The sequence below is a fragment of the Ignavigranum ruoffiae genome, from assembly GCF_023195815.2.
GTDB classification, from domain to species: domain Bacteria; phylum Bacillota; class Bacilli; order Lactobacillales; family Aerococcaceae; genus Ignavigranum; species Ignavigranum ruoffiae.
On record NZ_CP096206.2, the window covers coordinates 604656 to 623616 of the forward strand.

20 protein-coding genes are annotated in these 18961 nt (G+C 39.5%); all 20 read left to right on the forward strand.

Annotated features, from left to right (window positions below; all coding sequences use genetic code 11):
- Nucleotides 1–230 precede the first annotated feature (230 nt).
- The 20 genes from M0R79_RS02895 (at nucleotide 231) to gap (M0R79_RS02990) (ending at nucleotide 18904) form a co-directional block, all read left to right on the forward strand.
- Complete coding sequence (locus tag M0R79_RS02895) at nucleotides 231–1325, forward strand: IS30 family transposase (protein WP_248416049.1); 1095 nt, start codon at nucleotides 231–233, stop codon at nucleotides 1323–1325.
- 297 nt (nucleotides 1326–1622) lie between these two features.
- On the forward strand, nucleotides 1623–2027 hold the full coding sequence (locus M0R79_RS02900; RefSeq protein ID WP_248416506.1) for an ATP-binding cassette domain-containing protein: 405 nt from the start codon (nucleotides 1623–1625) through the stop codon (nucleotides 2025–2027).
- A 565-nt stretch (nucleotides 2028–2592) separates the two neighbouring features.
- Nucleotides 2593–3828, forward strand: a complete 1236-nt coding sequence (locus M0R79_RS02905) for a glycosyltransferase family 4 protein (protein WP_248416505.1) — start codon at nucleotides 2593–2595, stop codon at nucleotides 3826–3828.
- Between the two features lie 110 nt (nucleotides 3829–3938).
- Entirely contained in the window at nucleotides 3939–4166 is a 228-nt protein-coding gene (locus M0R79_RS02910; RefSeq protein WP_092572520.1) for a YkuJ family protein, read from the forward strand.
- 291 nt (nucleotides 4167–4457) lie between these two features.
- Nucleotides 4458–4988: a YqeG family HAD IIIA-type phosphatase gene (locus tag M0R79_RS02915; RefSeq protein WP_248416504.1), complete on the forward strand. Its 531-nt coding sequence runs from the start codon at nucleotides 4458–4460 to the stop codon at nucleotides 4986–4988.
- Nucleotides 4975–6087 (forward strand): ribosome biogenesis GTPase YqeH, encoded by a 1113-nt coding sequence (gene yqeH / locus M0R79_RS02920; RefSeq protein WP_248416503.1) that lies wholly within the window; start codon nucleotides 4975–4977, stop codon nucleotides 6085–6087. Before M0R79_RS02915 ends, yqeH begins: the two co-directional genes overlap by 14 nt.
- Before the next feature lie 33 nt (nucleotides 6088–6120).
- Nucleotides 6121–6435 (forward strand): YhbY family RNA-binding protein, encoded by a 315-nt coding sequence (locus tag M0R79_RS02925; protein WP_248416502.1) that lies wholly within the window; start codon nucleotides 6121–6123, stop codon nucleotides 6433–6435.
- A 60-nt stretch (nucleotides 6436–6495) separates the two neighbouring features.
- Entirely contained in the window at nucleotides 6496–7122 is a 627-nt protein-coding gene (locus M0R79_RS02930; protein ID WP_234971705.1) for a nicotinate-nucleotide adenylyltransferase, read from the forward strand.
- Between the two features lies 1 nt (nucleotide 7123).
- The gene (gene yqeK, locus M0R79_RS02935) at nucleotides 7124–7726 is read left to right on the forward strand and encodes a bis(5'-nucleosyl)-tetraphosphatase (symmetrical) YqeK (protein WP_248416501.1); all 603 of its coding nucleotides are present in this window, start codon (nucleotides 7124–7126) and stop codon (nucleotides 7724–7726) included.
- A gap of 14 nt (nucleotides 7727–7740) precedes the next feature.
- On the forward strand, nucleotides 7741–8100 hold the full coding sequence (gene rsfS, locus M0R79_RS02940) for a ribosome silencing factor (RefSeq protein ID WP_092572526.1): 360 nt from the start codon (nucleotides 7741–7743) through the stop codon (nucleotides 8098–8100).
- Nucleotides 8088–8852, forward strand: coding sequence for a class I SAM-dependent DNA methyltransferase (locus M0R79_RS02945; RefSeq protein WP_248416500.1), 765 nt, complete (start codon nucleotides 8088–8090; stop codon nucleotides 8850–8852). Before rsfS ends, M0R79_RS02945 begins: the two co-directional genes overlap by 13 nt.
- Before the next feature lie 7 nt (nucleotides 8853–8859).
- Nucleotides 8860–10017, forward strand: a complete 1158-nt coding sequence (locus M0R79_RS02950) for a tRNA(Met) cytidine acetate ligase (protein ID WP_248416499.1) — start codon at nucleotides 8860–8862, stop codon at nucleotides 10015–10017.
- 100 nt (nucleotides 10018–10117) lie between these two features.
- Nucleotides 10118–11059: a DDE-type integrase/transposase/recombinase gene (locus M0R79_RS02955; RefSeq protein WP_248415963.1), complete on the forward strand. Its 942-nt coding sequence runs from the start codon at nucleotides 10118–10120 to the stop codon at nucleotides 11057–11059.
- Nucleotides 11060–11293: 234 nt separating this feature from the next.
- Nucleotides 11294–11836, forward strand: coding sequence for a YceD family protein (locus tag M0R79_RS02960; protein ID WP_248416498.1), 543 nt, complete (start codon nucleotides 11294–11296; stop codon nucleotides 11834–11836).
- A gap of 25 nt (nucleotides 11837–11861) precedes the next feature.
- Nucleotides 11862–12029 carry a 50S ribosomal protein L32 gene (gene rpmF, locus M0R79_RS02965; protein WP_092572530.1) on the forward strand — a complete coding sequence of 56 codons (168 nt, stop codon included), beginning with the start codon at nucleotides 11862–11864 and terminating at the stop codon, nucleotides 12027–12029.
- A gap of 235 nt (nucleotides 12030–12264) precedes the next feature.
- Nucleotides 12265–14151 carry a purple acid phosphatase family protein gene (locus M0R79_RS02970; protein WP_092572531.1) on the forward strand — a complete coding sequence of 629 codons (1887 nt, stop codon included), beginning with the start codon at nucleotides 12265–12267 and terminating at the stop codon, nucleotides 14149–14151.
- A 234-nt stretch (nucleotides 14152–14385) separates the two neighbouring features.
- Nucleotides 14386–14991 (forward strand): ATP-dependent Clp endopeptidase proteolytic subunit ClpP, encoded by a 606-nt coding sequence (gene clpP / locus M0R79_RS02975; RefSeq protein ID WP_092572532.1) that lies wholly within the window; start codon nucleotides 14386–14388, stop codon nucleotides 14989–14991.
- A 351-nt stretch (nucleotides 14992–15342) separates the two neighbouring features.
- A complete protein-coding gene (gap, locus tag M0R79_RS02980) occupies nucleotides 15343–16350 on the forward strand; it encodes a type I glyceraldehyde-3-phosphate dehydrogenase (RefSeq protein ID WP_248416497.1) in 1008 nt (335 codons plus the stop codon).
- A gap of 492 nt (nucleotides 16351–16842) precedes the next feature.
- Entirely contained in the window at nucleotides 16843–17880 is a 1038-nt protein-coding gene (locus M0R79_RS02985) for a sugar-binding transcriptional regulator (protein ID WP_248416496.1), read from the forward strand.
- A 25-nt stretch (nucleotides 17881–17905) separates the two neighbouring features.
- A complete protein-coding gene (gap, locus tag M0R79_RS02990) occupies nucleotides 17906–18904 on the forward strand; it encodes a type I glyceraldehyde-3-phosphate dehydrogenase (protein WP_092572540.1) in 999 nt (332 codons plus the stop codon).
- Nucleotides 18905–18961 lie beyond the last annotated feature (57 nt).

An 18961-nucleotide genomic window follows, 5' to 3' on the forward strand; every position in this document is an offset into this window, starting at 1 on the left:
ATTTTTGATTCTAAAAAAATTATGTAACTCTCGAAAACATATTTTGCATATACGTTTTTTAAGGGTTGAAATTTACGTTTCTAATTTACTGATTATACTGATTATACTTTATAATATTTTATTTAGGCGGATTTTATAATCAACTTAGCCACCGCTAAAATATAAAAAAGCCATGTAAATTCATGTTATATTTAAGTCACGACACAAAAATATAAGAAGGATGAATTTACATGACGCAAACCCACTTTACCACATCTGATCGTAAATCAAAACACTTATCGTTCAAAGAACGGAGCCAAATTGAATTGTTGAAAAAACAAGGCTATTCTAACCGAGCCATTGCTCGAATACTGGGACGGGCGCCGCAAACGATTCATAACGAAGTCAAACGGGGTACGGTTGAACAAGTCCGTCAACAAAAGCAACATGGGAAGGTTTATACTTATCAATATTCCAAGTATATCGCGGAAGTCGGCCAAGAAGATTATGAGCATCAGCGTCAACATTGTGGACGTAAACCCCTTTGGGCCTATTCAAGTGTCTTTATCGATTGGGCCGATCAACGGATGTTAGAAGATAAGTGGTCACCCGATGTGGTAGTGCATCGCGCCAAGCAGGTCCTCGACATTGATCCGCGTCTGATTCCTTGTACGACGACCCTCTATCATTGGATTGATTGCCAGATTATGCAGACCCGAAATATTGATTTAGTGGAAAAGTTGAAACGACATGCCAAAGTCAGCGCGCCGAAGACTCGACCCCATAAGAAAGTCCTGGGGATGTCCATCGACGAACGGCCTGAGGAAATTAATGCCCGTCAAACTTTTGGTCATTGGGAAATTGATACGGTCATTGGCAAAAAAGGCAAAGATGAACCGGTCTTGTTGACCTTGGTCGAACGGTTGAGTCGTTTTGAAGTCATTCTAAAGATTGAGAACAAGACGGCTCAAGCGGTGGACGCCGCCCTCAAAAGCTTACGAGCACGTGCAAGCGACCACTTTCCGTTACTCTTTAAGAGTATTACGGCGGATAACGGCTTAGAATTTGCGGGGTTGAGTCAAACACTGGCTGACGACGTGGCCGTTTATTTTGCCCATCCTTACGCCTCTTGGGAACGAGGAACCAGTGAAAATCAACACGGGTTGATTCGCCGATTTCTGCCCAAAGAAACCTCGATGAAAGACGTGACTGAAGCCGATTGTCGTCGCATCCAACAATGGATGAACCATTATTCGCGCAAGGTTTTGGACTATCAGACCCCATATGAAATTTTCATACACTGTTTCTATAAAGAAAGACAAGCTCGAGCACACGTGCCAGCTTGACAACGAGCCTCCTTCGGCATGGTTTTCTTGGGGAGGAGGTCAATGACCCACTTGTGAACCAAACTACCATGCCTCAGCTCATTGTCAAGCCGTCACTGGCAGAGAGGATTAATGTTACATAGCTAGTTACCCTAGGTGGCTAACTTATACTTGAAATTTACAAATATTTTATTTATATTAAAATCACAAAAAAGTAGATAAAGTCCATATAATTGTGTAAAAGACAAAAGGCCATGTAGCAGCCCTTTTTACGGTACAATGTTTTTAACCACAAAAACATACCCAGGAGGACTTTACATGACCCAAGTACATTTTACACTGAACAGCGAAGAGGTTCAAAACATTATTGGTAATCACGATTATTCTAGAGATTTATTACTTAAGTTGGTGAGTATTCTATATATAGATTACCTATTTAAAAATATTAATAGTCGTGTTAATTCAACAGATGTATTTAATTTTGAAGTTCTAAGTAATGGAGAAGTTCAAAAGCTTAGATTATTAAGAGCGCTGATTAGAGAGCCTCAATTGTTACTTTTAGATGAAGCTTTTTCAATGATAAATAGAGAAGAAGCAATTGCTATTTTGGTTTCGATAAGGAAGATTTTTCCTAAAATGTTGATTGTTTTTGTTGAACATCATTTAGAAGTAGATTGTAAAGAGATAATAATAAAAGATAATAATTTATCAATATCATTTTAATAAGTATATAATTATTTTAAATTGTGATTTAGAAAGACTACAATATCGGTCTACTGAAAAAAATCCATCCTGACGTGAGACATACGCGTTTAGGATGGATTTTTAGAATGAAGGGCATGTCGTGTATCTAGAGTGCAAGTCCCAGAGTACACTTGCTATCGGTGAACCTTTTAGGTAATCACAAACCATTTTAACTTTTTTAATCACCACCTACTTAATTTAGAACTTATCTAGATCTCATCAACTTTTTGGTTAGAAATTATCAAGTATCTTTAATCTGAAATGACTTTGCTGAGAAGGATGGCTATATTTTTTCTACTAGTTGGAAATCAATAAGTTAGCCAGCAAATTTTCAAAAAAGGTTGTCGATGGTCATCAGCGCAAGATGCTGGCTGATCGTTTGATATTACCAAAAATGACCGAAGCAAATAAATTTTCTGATTTTTGATCAACTTTTTCATGCTGAACATTCGGATTTATTTTAAATATGGTATTTATAATACCTTTTCAACTAGCGATGAGTTCTTTATAATAAGCATAATAAGACAAGAATGATGGTGAAAGCATGAAAGTTGGATTATTTACAGATACATACTTCCCACAGGTAAGTGGGGTTTCAACATCGGTCAAGTTATTGAAAGAACAGCTGATTGAACGGGGTCATGAGGTAGTTATTTTCACGACGACCGATCCCAACAGTTTCCCAGAAGCTAATGTGGTTCGTTTGCCAAGTATCCCTTTTATTAGTTTTGAGGATCGACGAATTGCTTACGCTGGGTTCGACCGCTGTTTAAAGATTGCAAAAAGAGAAAATATTGATCTGGTTCATACCCATACTGAATTCTCTCTGGGCATGACTGGTCGTTATGTAGCCAGTCGGATGAAAATTCCTACGGTGCATACTTACCACACGATGTATGAGAATTATACCCATTACATTATGAATGGCCACTTAATTCAGCCCAAACATGTGCGAACAATTTCGCGGATGTTTTGTAATGATTCAGATCGGTTGATAGCTCCGAGCCAGTTGACCGCCGATACCTTACTTTCTTATGGGGTGACCGTGCCGATTCATGTGGTGCCGACGGGAGTAAATATTCCTAAGATTAGTAAAGAAGAAGCCCTAGAAAATCGAAAAATTCAACGACAAGCTCTAGGCTTAGCTGAATCGGATTGGGTCTTCTTATCTTTGTCACGCTTATCTCAGGAGAAACAAATTGATCAAGTGATTCAAGCCTTTCCGAAGATTCAACAACAGATTCCGGAAGCCTTTCTGTTAATTGTTGGCGATGGTCCGGCAAGGGAATGTTTGGAAAATCAAGCCCAATCCTTAGGCATTGAGCGAATTCGTTTTGTCGGTGAAATTCCTTATGAAGAAGTCGGCAATTATTATCAAATGGCGGATGTATATTTGAATGCCAGTGAATCTGAGTCTCAGGGCTTGACGTATTTAGAATCGATTGTTAATTATTTACCTATTATTGCTAAACGGAATGATTTCCTTGAGAATTTAATGCAAGGTCAAGCATACGGTGATTTATATCAGACAGCCGATGAACTCGCACCAATTGCGAGCCAATTTAGTAAGAAGAAACAATTAAAATTAATTCGCGATATCAATCAAAAAGATTTGTACTCTATTTCAGCGGAACGATTTGGCTGTCAAATAGAACAAGTCTATCAACAATTACTGGCAGATAATTATGCCCAGAAGCGACCGAAGAAAACTTTCGAACGTTTCCAAGATAGCTTGATCGCTTTTGTCCGTGAAGTGATGGTTGGCAGCGATAAAAATTAAAAAATATCAGTACATTTATTGGCATTTAGGGAGCTTTCTGTTAGTATGTAGGGCGTAGATATTTTTGTTATTGACTAATTGATCTTAGTCAATTAGGAAGAAGGTTACGTATGAAATCATCTGTATTAGTAGGAATTATCCACCGTCTCGAAGCAATGGTTAATTCAGAGTCTGAAACTGAAGTACGCCGATTTGAATTAGATGGCGTTGAAAAGTGCCAAGTAAGTTATTTTAAAGATGAAGATTCTTTCGAATTAAAAGATAGTGACAATAATACGACCTATCGCTTTGACGATATTGATTTAGTAGCAATGGAGATTTTTGATTTATTAGCTTAATTTGTTTGAATATTATTAACTTTTGTGTATCCTTGCGATCTTCTGGCGGAGATGGCAAGGATTTTTTGAAGTTAATAGATTTTCCGATTGCCGTAGGCAAATATCTGCTTAAATCAGCTTCTTATGATGAAGTAACTTTCTTTCGGTTTGATCATTTTTACGGTGAAGAATGCTATGTAAGTTATGAAAGTTGCAATAGCCAGTGGACTTTGTTTACTATACTGCATAGACATACCTCGCTTATTATAGATATGGTATAATGTTTTTAGAATTTTGAAATAAGGAGAGACTATGAAGCAACTCATTTCACCAGATTGGACGATTAATTCAATTTATCATATTACTCCGGCTGACATCTTGCAGCAAGGTTTCAAAGGAATGATTGTAGACTTAGACAATACACTTTTGGCATGGAATGAATATGAGTTATCGCAGCGAATGGCGGATTGGGTTAGTCAGATGATCGATGCCCAAGTTAAGATTTACCTACTTTCTAACAATAATCCCAAACGGGTGGGCAAAGTTATTGAAGCTCTTGATATTCCCCATAAGGCTCGTGCTTTGAAACCTTTACGGGGGAGCTTCCAAGAGGCGATTCGCTTCTTAGATTTACCAATTGATCAGATTGTCGTCATTGGCGATCAAATCATTACCGACGTCATTGGCGCCAAAAGGAATCAACTCAAGGTAATCCTGGTCAAGCCTTTGGTAGACCATGATAATGTCTATACTTGGTTTAACCGAAGTGTAGAAAAATTGCTTTTACGAAAGATTGGCCTCGTCCGCAGTGAAGATTGGGGGGATTCGCTTGAACGATTCTAATTATCAATGTATGGGTTGTGGCGCCGTTATTCAAACTGAAGACCCGGATCAAGCTGGATATTTGCCAGCCTCAGCATTCGCTAAAGGGATTGAGAAGGGCAGTTTTTATTGTCAACGCTGTTTTCGCTTACGTCACTATAATGAAATTCCAGACATTGTCGTTGATGACGATGTCTTTATGGAGCGTTTAACAGAAATTGGTGAAGACCAAGCCTATATTATTCACTTGATAGATATTTTTGATATTGAGGCCAGTTTATTGACGGCCTTACCCCGATATATCGGTCGAAATAAATTTAGCTTGGTGGCTAATAAGATGGATTTACTTCCTGCTTCGATTAATCAAGATCGAGTCATCCGTTGGTTGAAAAAACTAGCCAAAGACCAAGGCTTAAAGACTGATCAAGTTTTGCTGATTTCTAGCCAGAAGCAGCAGAACTTAGATGCCTTGTACCAGCTGATTAAAGAGAAACTTCGTCGGCAGAATGTCTATATTGTCGGCATTAGCAATGTTGGCAAGTCAACCTTAATTAACCGCTTGATTGAACATTTTGGGGGCGACAAGGAAATTATCACCACTTCAAATTATCCTGGAACCACCTTGGACTTAATTCGAATTCCAGTGACAGACTCTACCGCTATCGTCGATACGCCTGGGATTATTCGTCGGTCACAGATGATTCATTATTTAGATCCTCAAGATCGACAAGTGATTATGCCGAAGAAGATGTTGAAACCGACCACTTTCCAATTGAACTCGGGTCAAACAATCTTCTTAGGGGGCTTAGCTAGAATCGACTATCCAGCAGGCGAGCGCATGGCTCTGACGATTTACACGAGTCGTGACCTGTATCTCCATCGAACCAAACTAAGTCAGGCCGATCGATTATACCAAGACCAACTGGGCCATTTGCTAAGTCCACCGCGGTTCGATCAAGCCAAAGAATTTCCAAAAATAATAGCACATCCACTTAAATTATCAGCGGGAGAGGATATTGCTATTTCTGGTTTAGGTTGGTTCACCAGTCATCAAACCGTTCAGTTAATACTTCATTTACCTAAGGGCGTCGAGTTTGCCCGCAGGCCATCCATTATTTAGGCAAATTTAAGATATAAGGAGGTAGATAGCATCATGGAATATAGTAAAGCGCAACAAAAATATTTAAGAAAAGCTTCTCATCAACATAAGACGCTTTTTCAATTAGGCAAATTGGGAATTACTGATACCTTTATTGAACAAGTTGATGCGGCTTTAGAGAAACGTGAATTGATTAAATTTCATATTCTACAAAATAGTTCAGAAGATATTGATGAAGCAAGTGCCCTAATCGCAGAAAAGACGGGGGCTTTCATTGTCCAAGTGATCGGAAGCACTGTCATCTTATTTCGTCCCTCTTCTCAAGAAAAGTATCAGGATTTATCGCGAGAAGTTAAACAAATTAAGTAAGAGAAGGGTGGATGGATTGTGAGGACGCGAGAAACACTATATCTGAAAGTTGAAGAAGAAATTGATTTAGTCTTAGAAGAATTGGTCCAAGCTCCCCAAAGCCACCATCGACAACGAATTGGTATTCTTGGCGGTACCTTTAATCCGCCTCATCTAGGCCATTTATTGATGGCTGAGCAAGTGGGCAAGCAATTAGAGTTGGATGAAGTTTGGTTTATGCCGACAGCGAAACCCCCTCATGCTCCAGGTAAACAAACCATCGCAGCAAACCATCGCTTAGAGATGGTTAAATTAGCTATCCAAGATAATCCTTTATTTAAATTGCAGGCCTATGAAGTTTATAAAGGAGGCACTAATTATTCCGTAGATACGATGCAACACTTTGTCCAAGCTTTCCCAGAAGCAGATTTCTATTTTATTGTCGGGGAGGACAGTGTGAGGGATTTGCCGACTTGGCATCGGGTGGAGGAATTGAGTCAACTCGTTCAGTTCGTCGGTATTAGACGGCCTGGAACCGAGAATTTCAATTCTATTTTTCCGGTAATTTGGGTCGATTCGCCTTTAATCGATTTGAGTTCTACCGAAATTCGTCTGCGAGTGTATCTGGAACAATCTATTCGCTATCAAGTACCACCAGCGGTCGAAGCTTATATTATTCAACATCAACTTTATGCAATGGAGGTGTAGGATGATCGAAATCACTTATTCAGATAACTATGTAACTATTAAACGCTCTGAATTAATGGAGAAATTACAAACCATGGTGTCTGCCAAACGATATCAGCATATTCTTCGCGTTGAACAACAGGCCTTGGAGATGGTCGACCAACTTGGTCTGAATTTGGACCTGGAGAAAGTCTCTATCGCTGCTTTATTTCATGATTTTGCCAAAGATATGGATGACCAAGCGATGTTAAAGTATGCCCAAAGCTATTGGCCCGAAGTTGACTTAAGTGGTGAGAATGGCAATATCTGGCACGGTTTTGCAGCTGCTGAAATTGCCCGCGAGGAATATGGAGTCAAGGATCAAAGTATTCTGAATGCTATCGCTGCGCACACAATTGGCGCTTATCATATGGATACTTTAGCCTTGTTGATTGCGGTTGCTGATTATATTGAGCCTCAACGAGACTTCCCACAAGTAGAAGAAGCACGTCAACTTGCTAAAGAAGATCTTACGGCAACGTTTATTTTGAAATTGGCAGAATCCCTAAGAAGATTATTGAAAGACCGCCAACCCCTTTTTGAAAAAAGCGTGCGGATTTATAATTATTGGTTAACTAAAAAATAATATTAGATGGAGGAATTACTATCGAAATTCAGGAGAAATTAGAAATCGTTGTGAAGGCGGCGGATGACCGTTTAGCTCAGGATATTCTGGTGTTAGATGTCCATCAGCTCACCCCAATTGCCGATTATTTTGTGATAATGGATGCTTCAAATGAACGTCAACTAGGAGCCATTGTGGATGCCATTGTTGAAAAATGTCAAAAAAATCAAATCGAGATTAAAAATATTGAAGGTAAAAGCGGCGGTCGTTGGGTGCTGATCGATATTCATGAAATCGTGGTGCATGTTTTCTACTATAGTGAACGAGCCCACTATAATTTAGAAAAAATTTGGCTGGATGCCCCGAGCGTGGATATTTCCCAATGGCTCCAATAGAGAATCCTTTTCAGGCGATTGCCCATGTTTATCATCGCTTCAATAATAATGACATTTATCCTGAATGGTTGAAGTTCACCTTGGATCAAAGCCAAAATCAGTTGAAGAAGGTTCTGGACTTGGCATGTGGTAATGGTGAATTTACCCGCAGATTAGCGCCCTATTGTCAAGAAATCTCAGCAGTCGATTATGATTCAGCTATGATTGACATGGCACGCTCGTTAACCTCGGCGGAAGCGGCGATTTCCTATTATTGTTTAGATATGCGTCAGTTAACTCAACTTAAGCGACAATTTTCTCTCATTACTTGTTTCTTAGATGCATTTTGTTTTTTGCCGGGCCAAGATGATCTTGAAGTCAGTTTTAGTCAAATTTACCAGTCTTTAACGCCTCAAGGAATCTTGCTCTTTGATGTCTGGACTCTAGCGGGCTTAAGTAAGTTTGCTGACTTTGAATATGCTGATTTAGATGACCAGGCGGCTTTAATCTGGCAATCGAACCTGTTAAATCCACAAACAGTGGTGCATCAGGTAACCGTTTTTGATCAGGTTCATCAAGAGGACTATCGGCGAATCTCAGTTAATCTTGTGGAGCAGACTTTTCCATTAGAAACCTATCTGGATTTATTGGTTGAGGCTGGCTTTTCTCGAGATAATATTGAAATCTTCATTGATTTACAAGGAACCTCTTATCAAGGAGAGGATGAACTGGAAGTCGGTCATGACCGTTGGTTCATCAAAGCAGTGAAGTAGGTGACCTATGAAGAAAATTGGCATTATTGCTGAATATAATCCCTTTCACTATGGTCATCAATTCCAAATTAACCAGGTGCGACGGAAATATCCGGATGCCTTGATCGTCATCGCTATGAGTGGCAATGTGGTCCAACGAGGCGAGTTTGCGATTATCGATAAATGGACGCGGAGTCAGTTAGCAGTGCAGGCGGGTGCAGATTTAGTGCTGGAGCTCCCCTTATTGGCCTCCATGCAATCCGCCGACTATTTCGCTCGTTGGGGCGTCGACTTGTTGGGTAAATTGGCCATCGATGAGCTTGTTTTTGGCACTGAATCGGCTTCAAGTCAAGAGATTCAAAGGGCGGGTGACTGGCTCAACAGTCACCAAACTTCTTTGGATCAATGGGTGCGCCGGTCCATGCAGCAAGGTCATTCCTATGCTTTTAGTATGCAGGCTGCGATTGATCAACTCGACGATCAACACACCGTTAATTTCAATCCAAGTTTAGGAAACCATGTCCTCGCTTTGAAGTATTATCAATGGATTCAGACTTTTGATTTTCCTATGGATATCTGGGCCATTCCTCGTCAACCTGATTTTTTGTCGGGCTCACAGATTCGTCAATCTTTAGCGGGTGGCTGCTTAGCTTCTGATGAATTACCGGAGCGAACAATTCAGGAACTCAAACATCGGCCCTTGGTGTATAGTTCAGATTTTTTTAAGTATTTAAAAGTTCAAATATTGACTAAAACGGCCCAAGCCCTAAGCAAGATTCAGTCAGTTCGCGAAGGCATTGAATATCTTCTAATAGAACAATTAGATTCAGCTAATCAGTTGACAGACTATATTCAAAGATTGACTTCGCGGCGCTGGACTCAAGCAAGTATCCAACGAATCTTGTTGAATATTCTACTGAATATTCAGCAAGAAGAATGGGCAGATTATCAAGAACTCTATCAACATCGACCTGTCGTACGTATTTTAGCTTATAATCATCAAGGTCAGGCCGCCTTGAAGGATTTCAAACGAACCAGTCCAGTACATTTATTTAGTAATCTCCGTCAGGAGTTATATCCTAGTTATCAACTCGTTCATCGAGCAGACCGCATGTATCAATTAGCCAATGCAGCAATCTTAGAACAAAATATTGGCCGATATCCCTATAAATACGAAGAACTTTAGCATTAGTGTTAGACGATAATACATATGTGACAAAAAAACATAAAAAAATAGGAAGCTTCTGATACACTATGTTTGAGCAGAACAGTGAAAGGAGCTTCCTATGAAACTCATTATAACAGAAGAAATGCGCTATCGGAAAAAAGTTGTCGAATATGCGATAAAATATAATAACAATGCAGCGGCCGCTAGACGATATCATACGAGCCGCCAGAATGTGAAACGTTGGCGGGATCGCTACGATGGCAGTTGGGATAGTTTACGATTAAAGAGTCGCCGACCCCATTCCCATCCGAATCAGCATCGTCCTAAAGAACTTGAAATCATTCAACAAAAATATCAACGGTATGGTCATGAAGGACTTGCCGAGGTATACGTTCAATGCCGTCGTCAAGGATACACCCGAAGCTATGACTCGATGTGTAAGCAAGTGCGCCTAAGAGGTTGGAATCGCAACGAGAAACCGGTCAAAAAGACCTATCCGAAAACAAACTGGCGTCCTCATCTCGTCACATATCCGGGTGAAAAGGTCCAAATCGATATCAAATATGTTCCTCAACAGTGTATTCGTTGGGATAGCCATGGGAAACGTTATTATCAAATCACAGCCATCGACGAATACAGTCGAAAACGAGTCTGTAAAATTGTTGACGAAAAAAGTGTGACGCATACGGCGACCTTTCTCATTGATTTAGAAGACAAATTTGGTTTTAAGATCGACACCATTCAAACCGATAATGGGTCAGAATTTACAAACTCAATGCATGATACCCAACAGCTCAGTGTATTTGAAGAAGTGCTAGCCATGAAAGGGATTCGTTATCAACGCACCCGACCTTACTCTCCATGGCAAAATGGCATTGTAGAACGGAGTCATCGAGAAGATAGTGAACGCATTTATGGTCGTGTATTTGATTCAGAAGCCCAGTTGATCGCGGCCCATCAACGTTACATAAACCGCGGGAATAACGTTCATCGCAAACAATTAAACTTTAAAAGCCCGAATGAAGTGGTTAAAGAATATTTTGAGACGACGATGTCCTAGCCTTAACCAGTTTATCTTTTTCCTGGGGACGGTCAAGGATCGCGGTGCTTTCCTCCTTGACCGTCCCCAGGAAAAAGATGATTGAATGATAGGCTCGGCCAGCATCAGAAGTTTTCTATATTTGTAACATATGTTTGACAACTCTAGATAAATACGAAGAACTTTAGCATTAGAATATTGACAAGACCTTTGGGATTCAATATAATAGGTTTTGTCGTTTTAGAGGTGAGAAAGATGAAATGGACACTAAGAGAGATACGCGAGTATCCTGAGGCTATTCTGCCTTTCTCTGAATCTTTGGAGATTGAGCAGGCCTTAATGGCCAAGGAAGATTCGATTATTTCTGTTCAAGAAGTGAAAGTAGATGGCTACTTGTCCGTGATTGATGATGCTTATATCTTACATGGAACGATAGAAGCAACCTTGACATTACCATCTAGCCGAAGCTTGACACCCGTAGAGCTGTCATTAACCATCCCAATTCGAGAACGCTATGTGGAAGCCGATTACGATATGATTGAAGACAGTTCAGAAGAAACTGTGCTAGTTTTAGATCACGACTATATCGATTTAGATAATAGTGTCGTTGATACGATTATTCTGAACATCCCACATCGCATTCTGGCACCTGGTGAAGAGACAGATCAACTTCCATCTGGGAAAGATTGGGAGGTCCTAACTCAAGATCAATATGAGGCTCGGCTTAAGGAAAGCAAGGAGAATCATATCGATCCTCGCTTTGCCGCCTTGAAGACAATGTTAGACGAAGATCAATGATCCACGAATATTAGGAGGTGTAAACATGGCAGTACCAAAGGGTAAAACATCTAAAGCAGCTAAAAGAAAACGTCGTACGCATAAAAAATTAATGGTTCCAGGAATGAACGCTTGTCCAAATTGTGGTGAATTCAAATTAAGCCACCGGGTATGTTCAAACTGTGGTCATTATAATGGCGAACAAGTTGATTAATTATCATCATCCACTGATTAAGTGCAGCACAGCTTCTTAGTCAGTGGATTTTTGTTTTTTAGCCAAGTTCACATCTGTTTCAACGGCAGAATTCTTCCTGATAAGCAGTAATCTTTACATAAATTTTACAATCTTATCTTTGCTCTTTACATTATTTTAATTAAGGATTTACATTCAGCTTTTATAATAAAATTATAAGTGTTTTGGCTTATAATAATTATTAGGAGGAAGATGGATGTCTTTTAAACGATTGATGGTTGGAGCTTTATTGGCTTCGCAATTATTGTCCCCTGTTTCTACTTTAGCTGCTGAATATGAGTTGTTAGATGAGAAACCCGCTGTCGCAGAAGTTGCTGTGAACAATACCCCTAACCGGATTATCGTTTCTTTTAATGGAGATACTCAGTCTCAAATGGCTTTTAACTGGTATACCTCAGAAAAATTCGAAGATGCCAAAGTTTGGCTTTCAACTTCGGAAGATATGAAAGATGCCAAGACTTTTGAAGCTGAAGCTACTGAAGTCAATAATAAATATGGTGAACGTGATGAGAATGGCTATTTCATCTTCTCTGAATTGGAATATGATGAGGAAGGCAATCCAATCGAAGAGAATGGTGAAGTGAAAGTCACTGGTTACTTTACCGATGAAAATATTGAACCTAGCCAAGAATGGATGGGTGGCGACGCGGTTGGTTTATTAGGCTTGAGTGAGGTTAAAGAATACTCTTATAAGGCCCTTGCCAGCGAATTAGAAGCCAATACGACTTATTATTATCAAGTAGGTTCTGAATCAGGTGAGAAGTCTGATGTCGGCACATTTACCACTTCAGGTGAAGCGGGTGAGGACTTTACTTTCGTTCAATATACGGATACTCAGAATGCTTATTGGAACGAACATGTACGTAACGAAGCTCAATTCGGGGCCGACACCTTGAAGAATGCTTTAGAAACCGCTGAAGCAGACTTTGTTCTCCACACGGGTGACTTTATTGAAACGGCAGAGGTCGAGGATGAGTGGATTGATATTATGGGTCAATCTCAAGAATCATTCCTTTCTGTTCCAGTAGCTCCTACAGCGGGGAACCATGACGAATATTCCTTACTTTATGGTGGGGATCCACTGATTACCAAATTTAATGAACATATGAATGTGCCAGCCGAGAATGATGCCATCGATGGTGGATCTTATTATTCTTACGATTATAATGGAGCTCACTTTGTGGTGATGAATACCAATGATAATAAGAACGAAGCAGAGAAAGCGATTGGCGAAGAACAAATGGCTTGGATGAAAGAAGATATTCAGGCAGCGCGTGACAATGGGGCATCATGGATTATCTTGGTTTACCATAAACCGATCTTCTCGCGTTCATACCATTCACTTCAAGATACCGATGTTCAAAATGTTCGTGACGAATTTATGAAACAAATTGACGAATTAGACGTCGATATTGCTTTACAAGGGCATGACCATGTCAACTCAAGAACCTATCCACTGAATTATGTCCCTTCTGAAGAAAATTTCTCAAACGGTGTGATTGATGAAGAAGCAGTAGCCAATGTGACTGAAGAAGATGGGGTTGAATACTATAATAATCCGCAAGGAACTATCTTTATCTTGCCAAATACTGGTGGAACTAAACTTTATGATGATATCTATTCTGAAGGTTTAGACCATTTAGTTAAAGTTCGACCAAAATTAAACTGGTTAACCCAAGAACAATTTGATTACTGGGCTAGCTTATTCGCATTTGCCAACCAACCTGGTGAATCAGAAGCCTTTGCTGAATCTCATTCGAATAACCGTGATTCTTCGATTCAAAACTTTGCCGTCTATACTGTCAAAAAAGATGAAATATTAATTCAAATTTATCAAGTTTCTGGCGACTTGACAAAAGATGAAGAGCGTAAAGTGGAATTAGTTCACAGCTTTGGTATTCGTAAGGATCAAGAAGCCGGTGAAGAGAATAAAGATAATAAAGATCAAGAAGAATCGACTGAGGCCGCTGAAGATAGTAGCGAAGCCGACTCTGAAAGTGACGAAGAAAGTAGTGAAGAGTCTAGTCAAGAGAGTGAAGATAGCCAAGAAAGTTCGGAAGAGAGCGAGACTTCAGCTAATTAATTTATAAAGCGAAGGTTCGAAAAAATATCCAAACGTCTTTAAAACAAGTTAAGCAAAGTTATACTGATGCTGACTTCAATTTTAAAGGCGTTTTTTAATATTTAATTCCGAGATTCTTATTGAAGGAGAGCCTTTGTTTGATTGAATTTATTTGGCACTTAAGATAGTTTGTCTTGCTTGACCTATTTTGACCTATAGATTATACTTAACAAGTACTATAAAGGAGGAAATAGAATGAACTTAGTTCCAACAGTCATTGAACAAACTTCTCGGGGCGAAAGAGCCTACGATATTTATTCACGTTTATTAAAAGACAGAATTATTATGCTGAGTGGTCCCTTTGATGATAACATGTCTAATAGTATTATTAGTCAATTATTATTCTTAGATGCGCAAGATCCTGAAAAGGATATTTATCTTTATATTAACTCCCCTGGTGGTAGTGTGACCTCTGGGATGGCAATTTATGATACCATGAATTTTATTAATGCAGATGTCCAAACCATAGTGATAGGTATGGCTGCTTCCATGGCTTCGGTCATCCTCGCGGCCGGTACTAAAGGTAAACGATGGGCTTTGCCAAACTCTGAAGTCATGATTCACCAACCTTTAGGTGGTGCACAAGGTCAAGCTACCGAAATTGAAATTGCGGCACGTCATATTCTACAAACCCGGGAGAAATTAAATCGCATCTTGGCTGATAAGACCGGTCAACCGATTGAAGTGATCGAACGCGATACTGATCGGGATAACTTTATGTCAGCTGAACGAGCTCTGGAATATGGTTTGATTGACGGCATCATGGAAAACAGTAAAAAACTAAAAGAAAAAAATAAATAAAATTTCTTAGATATGCTGTTTGAGTGCCTGACTTTAAATTCAGACGTTTAAATGTAAACCATCATTAATTATTAACTAGGAAGGTCGCTTGAATGGCAAAGCTCCTTCCATTAATGATCCACTTGACTGCCTCTGCTGATCATTCAGTATGAGCGTTAGATCAAGTGGATTTTTTTAAGAAAAGTTCTATAAGGAATCCCGAGAGATTTTATGGAAATTAGTCCTATTTCATTAAAGGGGCATTAATATTTAATAAAATGAGTTAAAGATATAAATTCGTCATACTTCACGCTATTAATACGCATTAAATTATGATATAGTATGTTCAATTGAATAATAGGAGGATGTAGTGTGACAACAAGAGTAGCAATTAATGGTTTTGGTAGAATCGGACGGTTAGCTTTACGTCGTATTTTAGAAATTGATACGGATTTAGAAATCGTGGGTATTAATTCAACTACGGATAGTGAGCAGTTAGCTTATCTATTTATGTTTGATACTGTCTATGGACGGGTTCCTTATTCAGTTGAAGCGCGTCCTGGCGAATTGATTATTGATGGCAAAACCATCAAAGTCTATACCGAACGTGATGCTGCCAAAATCCCTTGGGGTGAATTAGATGTTGATATCGTTTTAGAATGTACGGGTATTTTCTTAAAAGCGGAACAATGCCAAGCTCATATAGATGCCGGTGCTAAACATGTCGTTATTTCTGCACCAGCAAAAGATGAAACCACTAAATTAATTGTTTTCGGTATTAATGAAGATATTATTAATCCTGAAGATCGAATCATCTCTTCTGCTTCATGTTCAACCAACTGTCTGGCACCAATGGCTAAGGTACTTCATGAACAATTTGGATTAATCTCTGGGGTGATGTCAACAATTCATGCTTACACCGCTTCTCAATTTGTTCTCGATAAACGAACCAAAACTTATCGTGGCGGTCGTGCTGCAGCCATGAACATTATTCCTTATAAGACCGGTGCAGCCAAGGCAGTCGGCAAAGTTATTCCTGAATTAGAAGGAATTGTTGATGGGACAGCGATGCGAGTTCCAGTAGCAACTGGTTCCGTTATTGAGTTCTATTCTAATCTAGAAAAAGAAGTGACTGTCGAAGAAATTAACGCTGCCATGAAGGCTGCGAGCAATCCAGCTTTCGAATACAATGAATATCAAATTGTATCTTCGGATATTATTGGTTCAACTGCGGGATCTGTATTTGATGCTACTTTAACCAAGATTGTAGATAATGATGGTGATCAATTAGTTAAGACAGTCGCTTGGTATGATAATGAGTATGGCTACACCTGTAATATGATTCGTTTGGTTGAATACTATGCTGATTTAATTAAATAATCATTGATTATACTTGTCTTCACATTTTTTGAATGTTGATAGAATTTTGCTAGAAGTAACTACTGGAAGATTCATATAGTAGCGACCTCTACTGGTAAATGTTTCTTAAAATTGCCGAATATTTACTTAACCAGGAATGATTCCCTGCTGGGTAAATATTCGGTCTTTTTTCCTCTGGATATCTTTAGATATGATCACGTCTACTAAATTACTTGAACAAAGATAAAGATTGGCTAGTTTGCGAGCTAGAAAACCGACAAACAAGAAATAAAGACCTCTCGAAAGCTAAGGACAAGTGAAGTCCAATCAGAGAAAAATACATCAGTTTAGATGGACATAAAACGACCATCAATATGATTGAAAACGGGCGTATTGGTTGAATGTTGTCCAATTTGTGCTATGATTGAACCATAGTATGATACAGGTTGAGTGAAAATTCATTCTAGTTGCGATTTTCGCTGGTCGGGTATCGTCCTATTGAGGAGGTTCATCATGAAGGATGTCTTTTCATTAATTCAATCCTTGGTTCCTGAGGTGAATGAAGCCTTACTGTTGCGTTTTAATATTCTAACGTTATTGGATAAGGTTGAAACACGTATCGGGCGCAAAGTTGTGGCGCAACGTGTGGGGATGACTGAGCGTACTTTACGAACAGTGATCGATCACATGCGTGAACAAGGTCTAGTCGATGTCAACCAACAAGGCATAACCCTTACAAAATTTGGTCATGATGCTCGTTTGGACTTACAACAGGTTCTCATGAATTCTAGGACGGAGCAATTCCTAGAAATGGAAATGAAACTGGTGAAGTTATTGGGTATCGACCACTGCCGAGTCGTTCCGGGAGATGGCGATTTAGATTTATATGTTTATAAACAACTTGGTAAGGCGGTCCAAGAGATATTAATGAGATTTTTGCCTCGTCAAGAATGTGTTGTTGCTGTTACCGGTGGTTCGACCTTAGCCCGTATTGGTAAAGAATTTTCTGCCGAGTTAAGTCAAGATCACGATATAACGTTTGTGCCGACACGGGGTGGGTTCGGTGGAGCCTATGATATTCAGTCTAATACCATTGGCGGTATTATGGCTCAACAAACCAACTCCAAGTATGTTCCTTTTTTTGTTCCGGAGAATATCTCACAAGAAAGTTCCCAAGTATTGTTAAAAGATCCAACGATTCATCGCGCCGTTGAACTTTCCAAACGAGCGGATAGTTTAATCTTAAGTGTAGGATCGGCGGAGATAATTGCTGAACGACGTGATTTAACCGATGATCAAAAGATTGAAATTCACGATCGCTCTTCAGTGGGTGAAGCATTCGGTGTATTCTTTGATCGAGACGGGCGGGAGGTCTTCAAATATCCACGCATGGGCATGCAATTAGAAGATATTGAGGCTGTTCCTTTACTAATTACCGTAGTGGCAGGTAAGAAAAAAGCCGAGGCCGTCAAAGCTTTCTACAAGTTGGCCCCTAAGCACGGTTGGTTAGTATGTGACGAAGGTATCGCAAATCAGATTATTAATGGGTAGATTCCCAGATATTATAGGAGGAAAAATAATGACAAAATTAGCAATCAATGGTTTTGGACGGATTGGCCGCTTAGCTTTACGTCGTATCTTAGAAAGTGGTTCAGAATTAGAAGTCGTAGCAATCAATGATTTGACCGATAATGATGATTTAGCTTATTTATTAAAATATGACTCTGCGCAAGGGCGTTTCCCTTATTCAGTGGAAGTTAAAGATGACGATCTAGTCATTGATGGTAAAGCCATCAAGTCCTTCGCTGAGAAAGACGCAAGCAAATTACCATGGGCTGAACTTGGCATTGATTTCGTCCTTGAATGTACTGGGTTCTATGCCTCTAAAGATGCTGCCTCTGCTCACTTGGAAGCTGGAGCGAAGAAAGTCTTAATCTCAGCACCCGCTAAAGGAGATTTAAAGACCATTGTTTATGGAGTGAACCATGATATTTTAACGCCAGAAGATAAGATTGTGTCTGCTGCTTCATGTACGACCAACTGTTTAGCACCAATGGCTAAAGTTTTGAACGATAAATTTGGTTTGAAACGTGGTTTAATGTCAACCATCCATGCTTATACTGCTACTCAAAAATTACAAGACTCTCCTGGTGGACGTAAGAACCGCGCGGGTGCCTTCAATGCGATTCCAGCATCTACCGGTGCTGCCAAAGCTGTAGGTCGTGTCATTCCTGAATTAAACGGTAAGATTGATGGGACAGCAGTTCGTATCCCAACTATTACCGGATCAATGACTGAACTTTACTCTGTTCTTGACAAGAAAGTCACCGTAGAAGAAATTAATGCAGCGATGAAAGCATTCTCTGAAGTGAACTCAGCCTTTGGTTATACCGAGGATGAAATTGTTTCCGGAGACATTATTGGCCACCCTCAAGGATCTGTCTTTGATGCTACTCAAACGAATATTATGGATGCTGAAGATGGACAATTAGTTAAGACTGTATCTTGGTATGATAATGAATATGGATTCACTTCAAATATGGTGAAGACATTAGAATATTTCGTAAGTTTATAGTAAGCTATTCATAGCGGGAAGCCTTCGCGCTTCTCGCTTTTTTAAGATACTAATAAA

Bases quoted from the DNA above. Each gene is read 5' to 3' on its own strand.
- M0R79_RS02895 (WP_248416049.1), top strand. From the start codon at position 231: ATGACGCAAACCCACTTTACCACATCTGATCGTAAATCAAAACACTTA.
- M0R79_RS02900 (WP_248416506.1), top strand. From the start codon at position 1,623: ATGACCCAAGTACATTTTACACTGAACAGCGAAGAGGTTCAAAACATT.
- M0R79_RS02905 (WP_248416505.1), top strand. From the start codon at position 2,593: ATGAAAGTTGGATTATTTACAGATACATACTTCCCACAGGTAAGTGGG.
- M0R79_RS02910 (WP_092572520.1), top strand. From the start codon at position 3,939: ATGAAATCATCTGTATTAGTAGGAATTATCCACCGTCTCGAAGCAATG.
- M0R79_RS02915 (WP_248416504.1), top strand. From the start codon at position 4,458: ATGAAGCAACTCATTTCACCAGATTGGACGATTAATTCAATTTATCAT.
- M0R79_RS02925 (WP_248416502.1), top strand. From the start codon at position 6,121: ATGGAATATAGTAAAGCGCAACAAAAATATTTAAGAAAAGCTTCTCAT.
- yqeK (WP_248416501.1), top strand. From the start codon at position 7,124: ATGATCGAAATCACTTATTCAGATAACTATGTAACTATTAAACGCTCT.
- M0R79_RS02945 (WP_248416500.1), top strand. From the start codon at position 8,088: ATGGCTCCAATAGAGAATCCTTTTCAGGCGATTGCCCATGTTTATCAT.
- M0R79_RS02950 (WP_248416499.1), top strand. From the start codon at position 8,860: ATGAAGAAAATTGGCATTATTGCTGAATATAATCCCTTTCACTATGGT.
- M0R79_RS02955 (WP_248415963.1), top strand. From the start codon at position 10,118: ATGAAACTCATTATAACAGAAGAAATGCGCTATCGGAAAAAAGTTGTC.
- M0R79_RS02960 (WP_248416498.1), top strand. From the start codon at position 11,294: ATGAAATGGACACTAAGAGAGATACGCGAGTATCCTGAGGCTATTCTG.
- rpmF (WP_092572530.1), top strand. From the start codon at position 11,862: ATGGCAGTACCAAAGGGTAAAACATCTAAAGCAGCTAAAAGAAAACGT.
- M0R79_RS02970 (WP_092572531.1), top strand. From the start codon at position 12,265: ATGTCTTTTAAACGATTGATGGTTGGAGCTTTATTGGCTTCGCAATTA.
- clpP (WP_092572532.1), top strand. From the start codon at position 14,386: ATGAACTTAGTTCCAACAGTCATTGAACAAACTTCTCGGGGCGAAAGA.
- M0R79_RS02985 (WP_248416496.1), top strand. From the start codon at position 16,843: ATGAAGGATGTCTTTTCATTAATTCAATCCTTGGTTCCTGAGGTGAAT.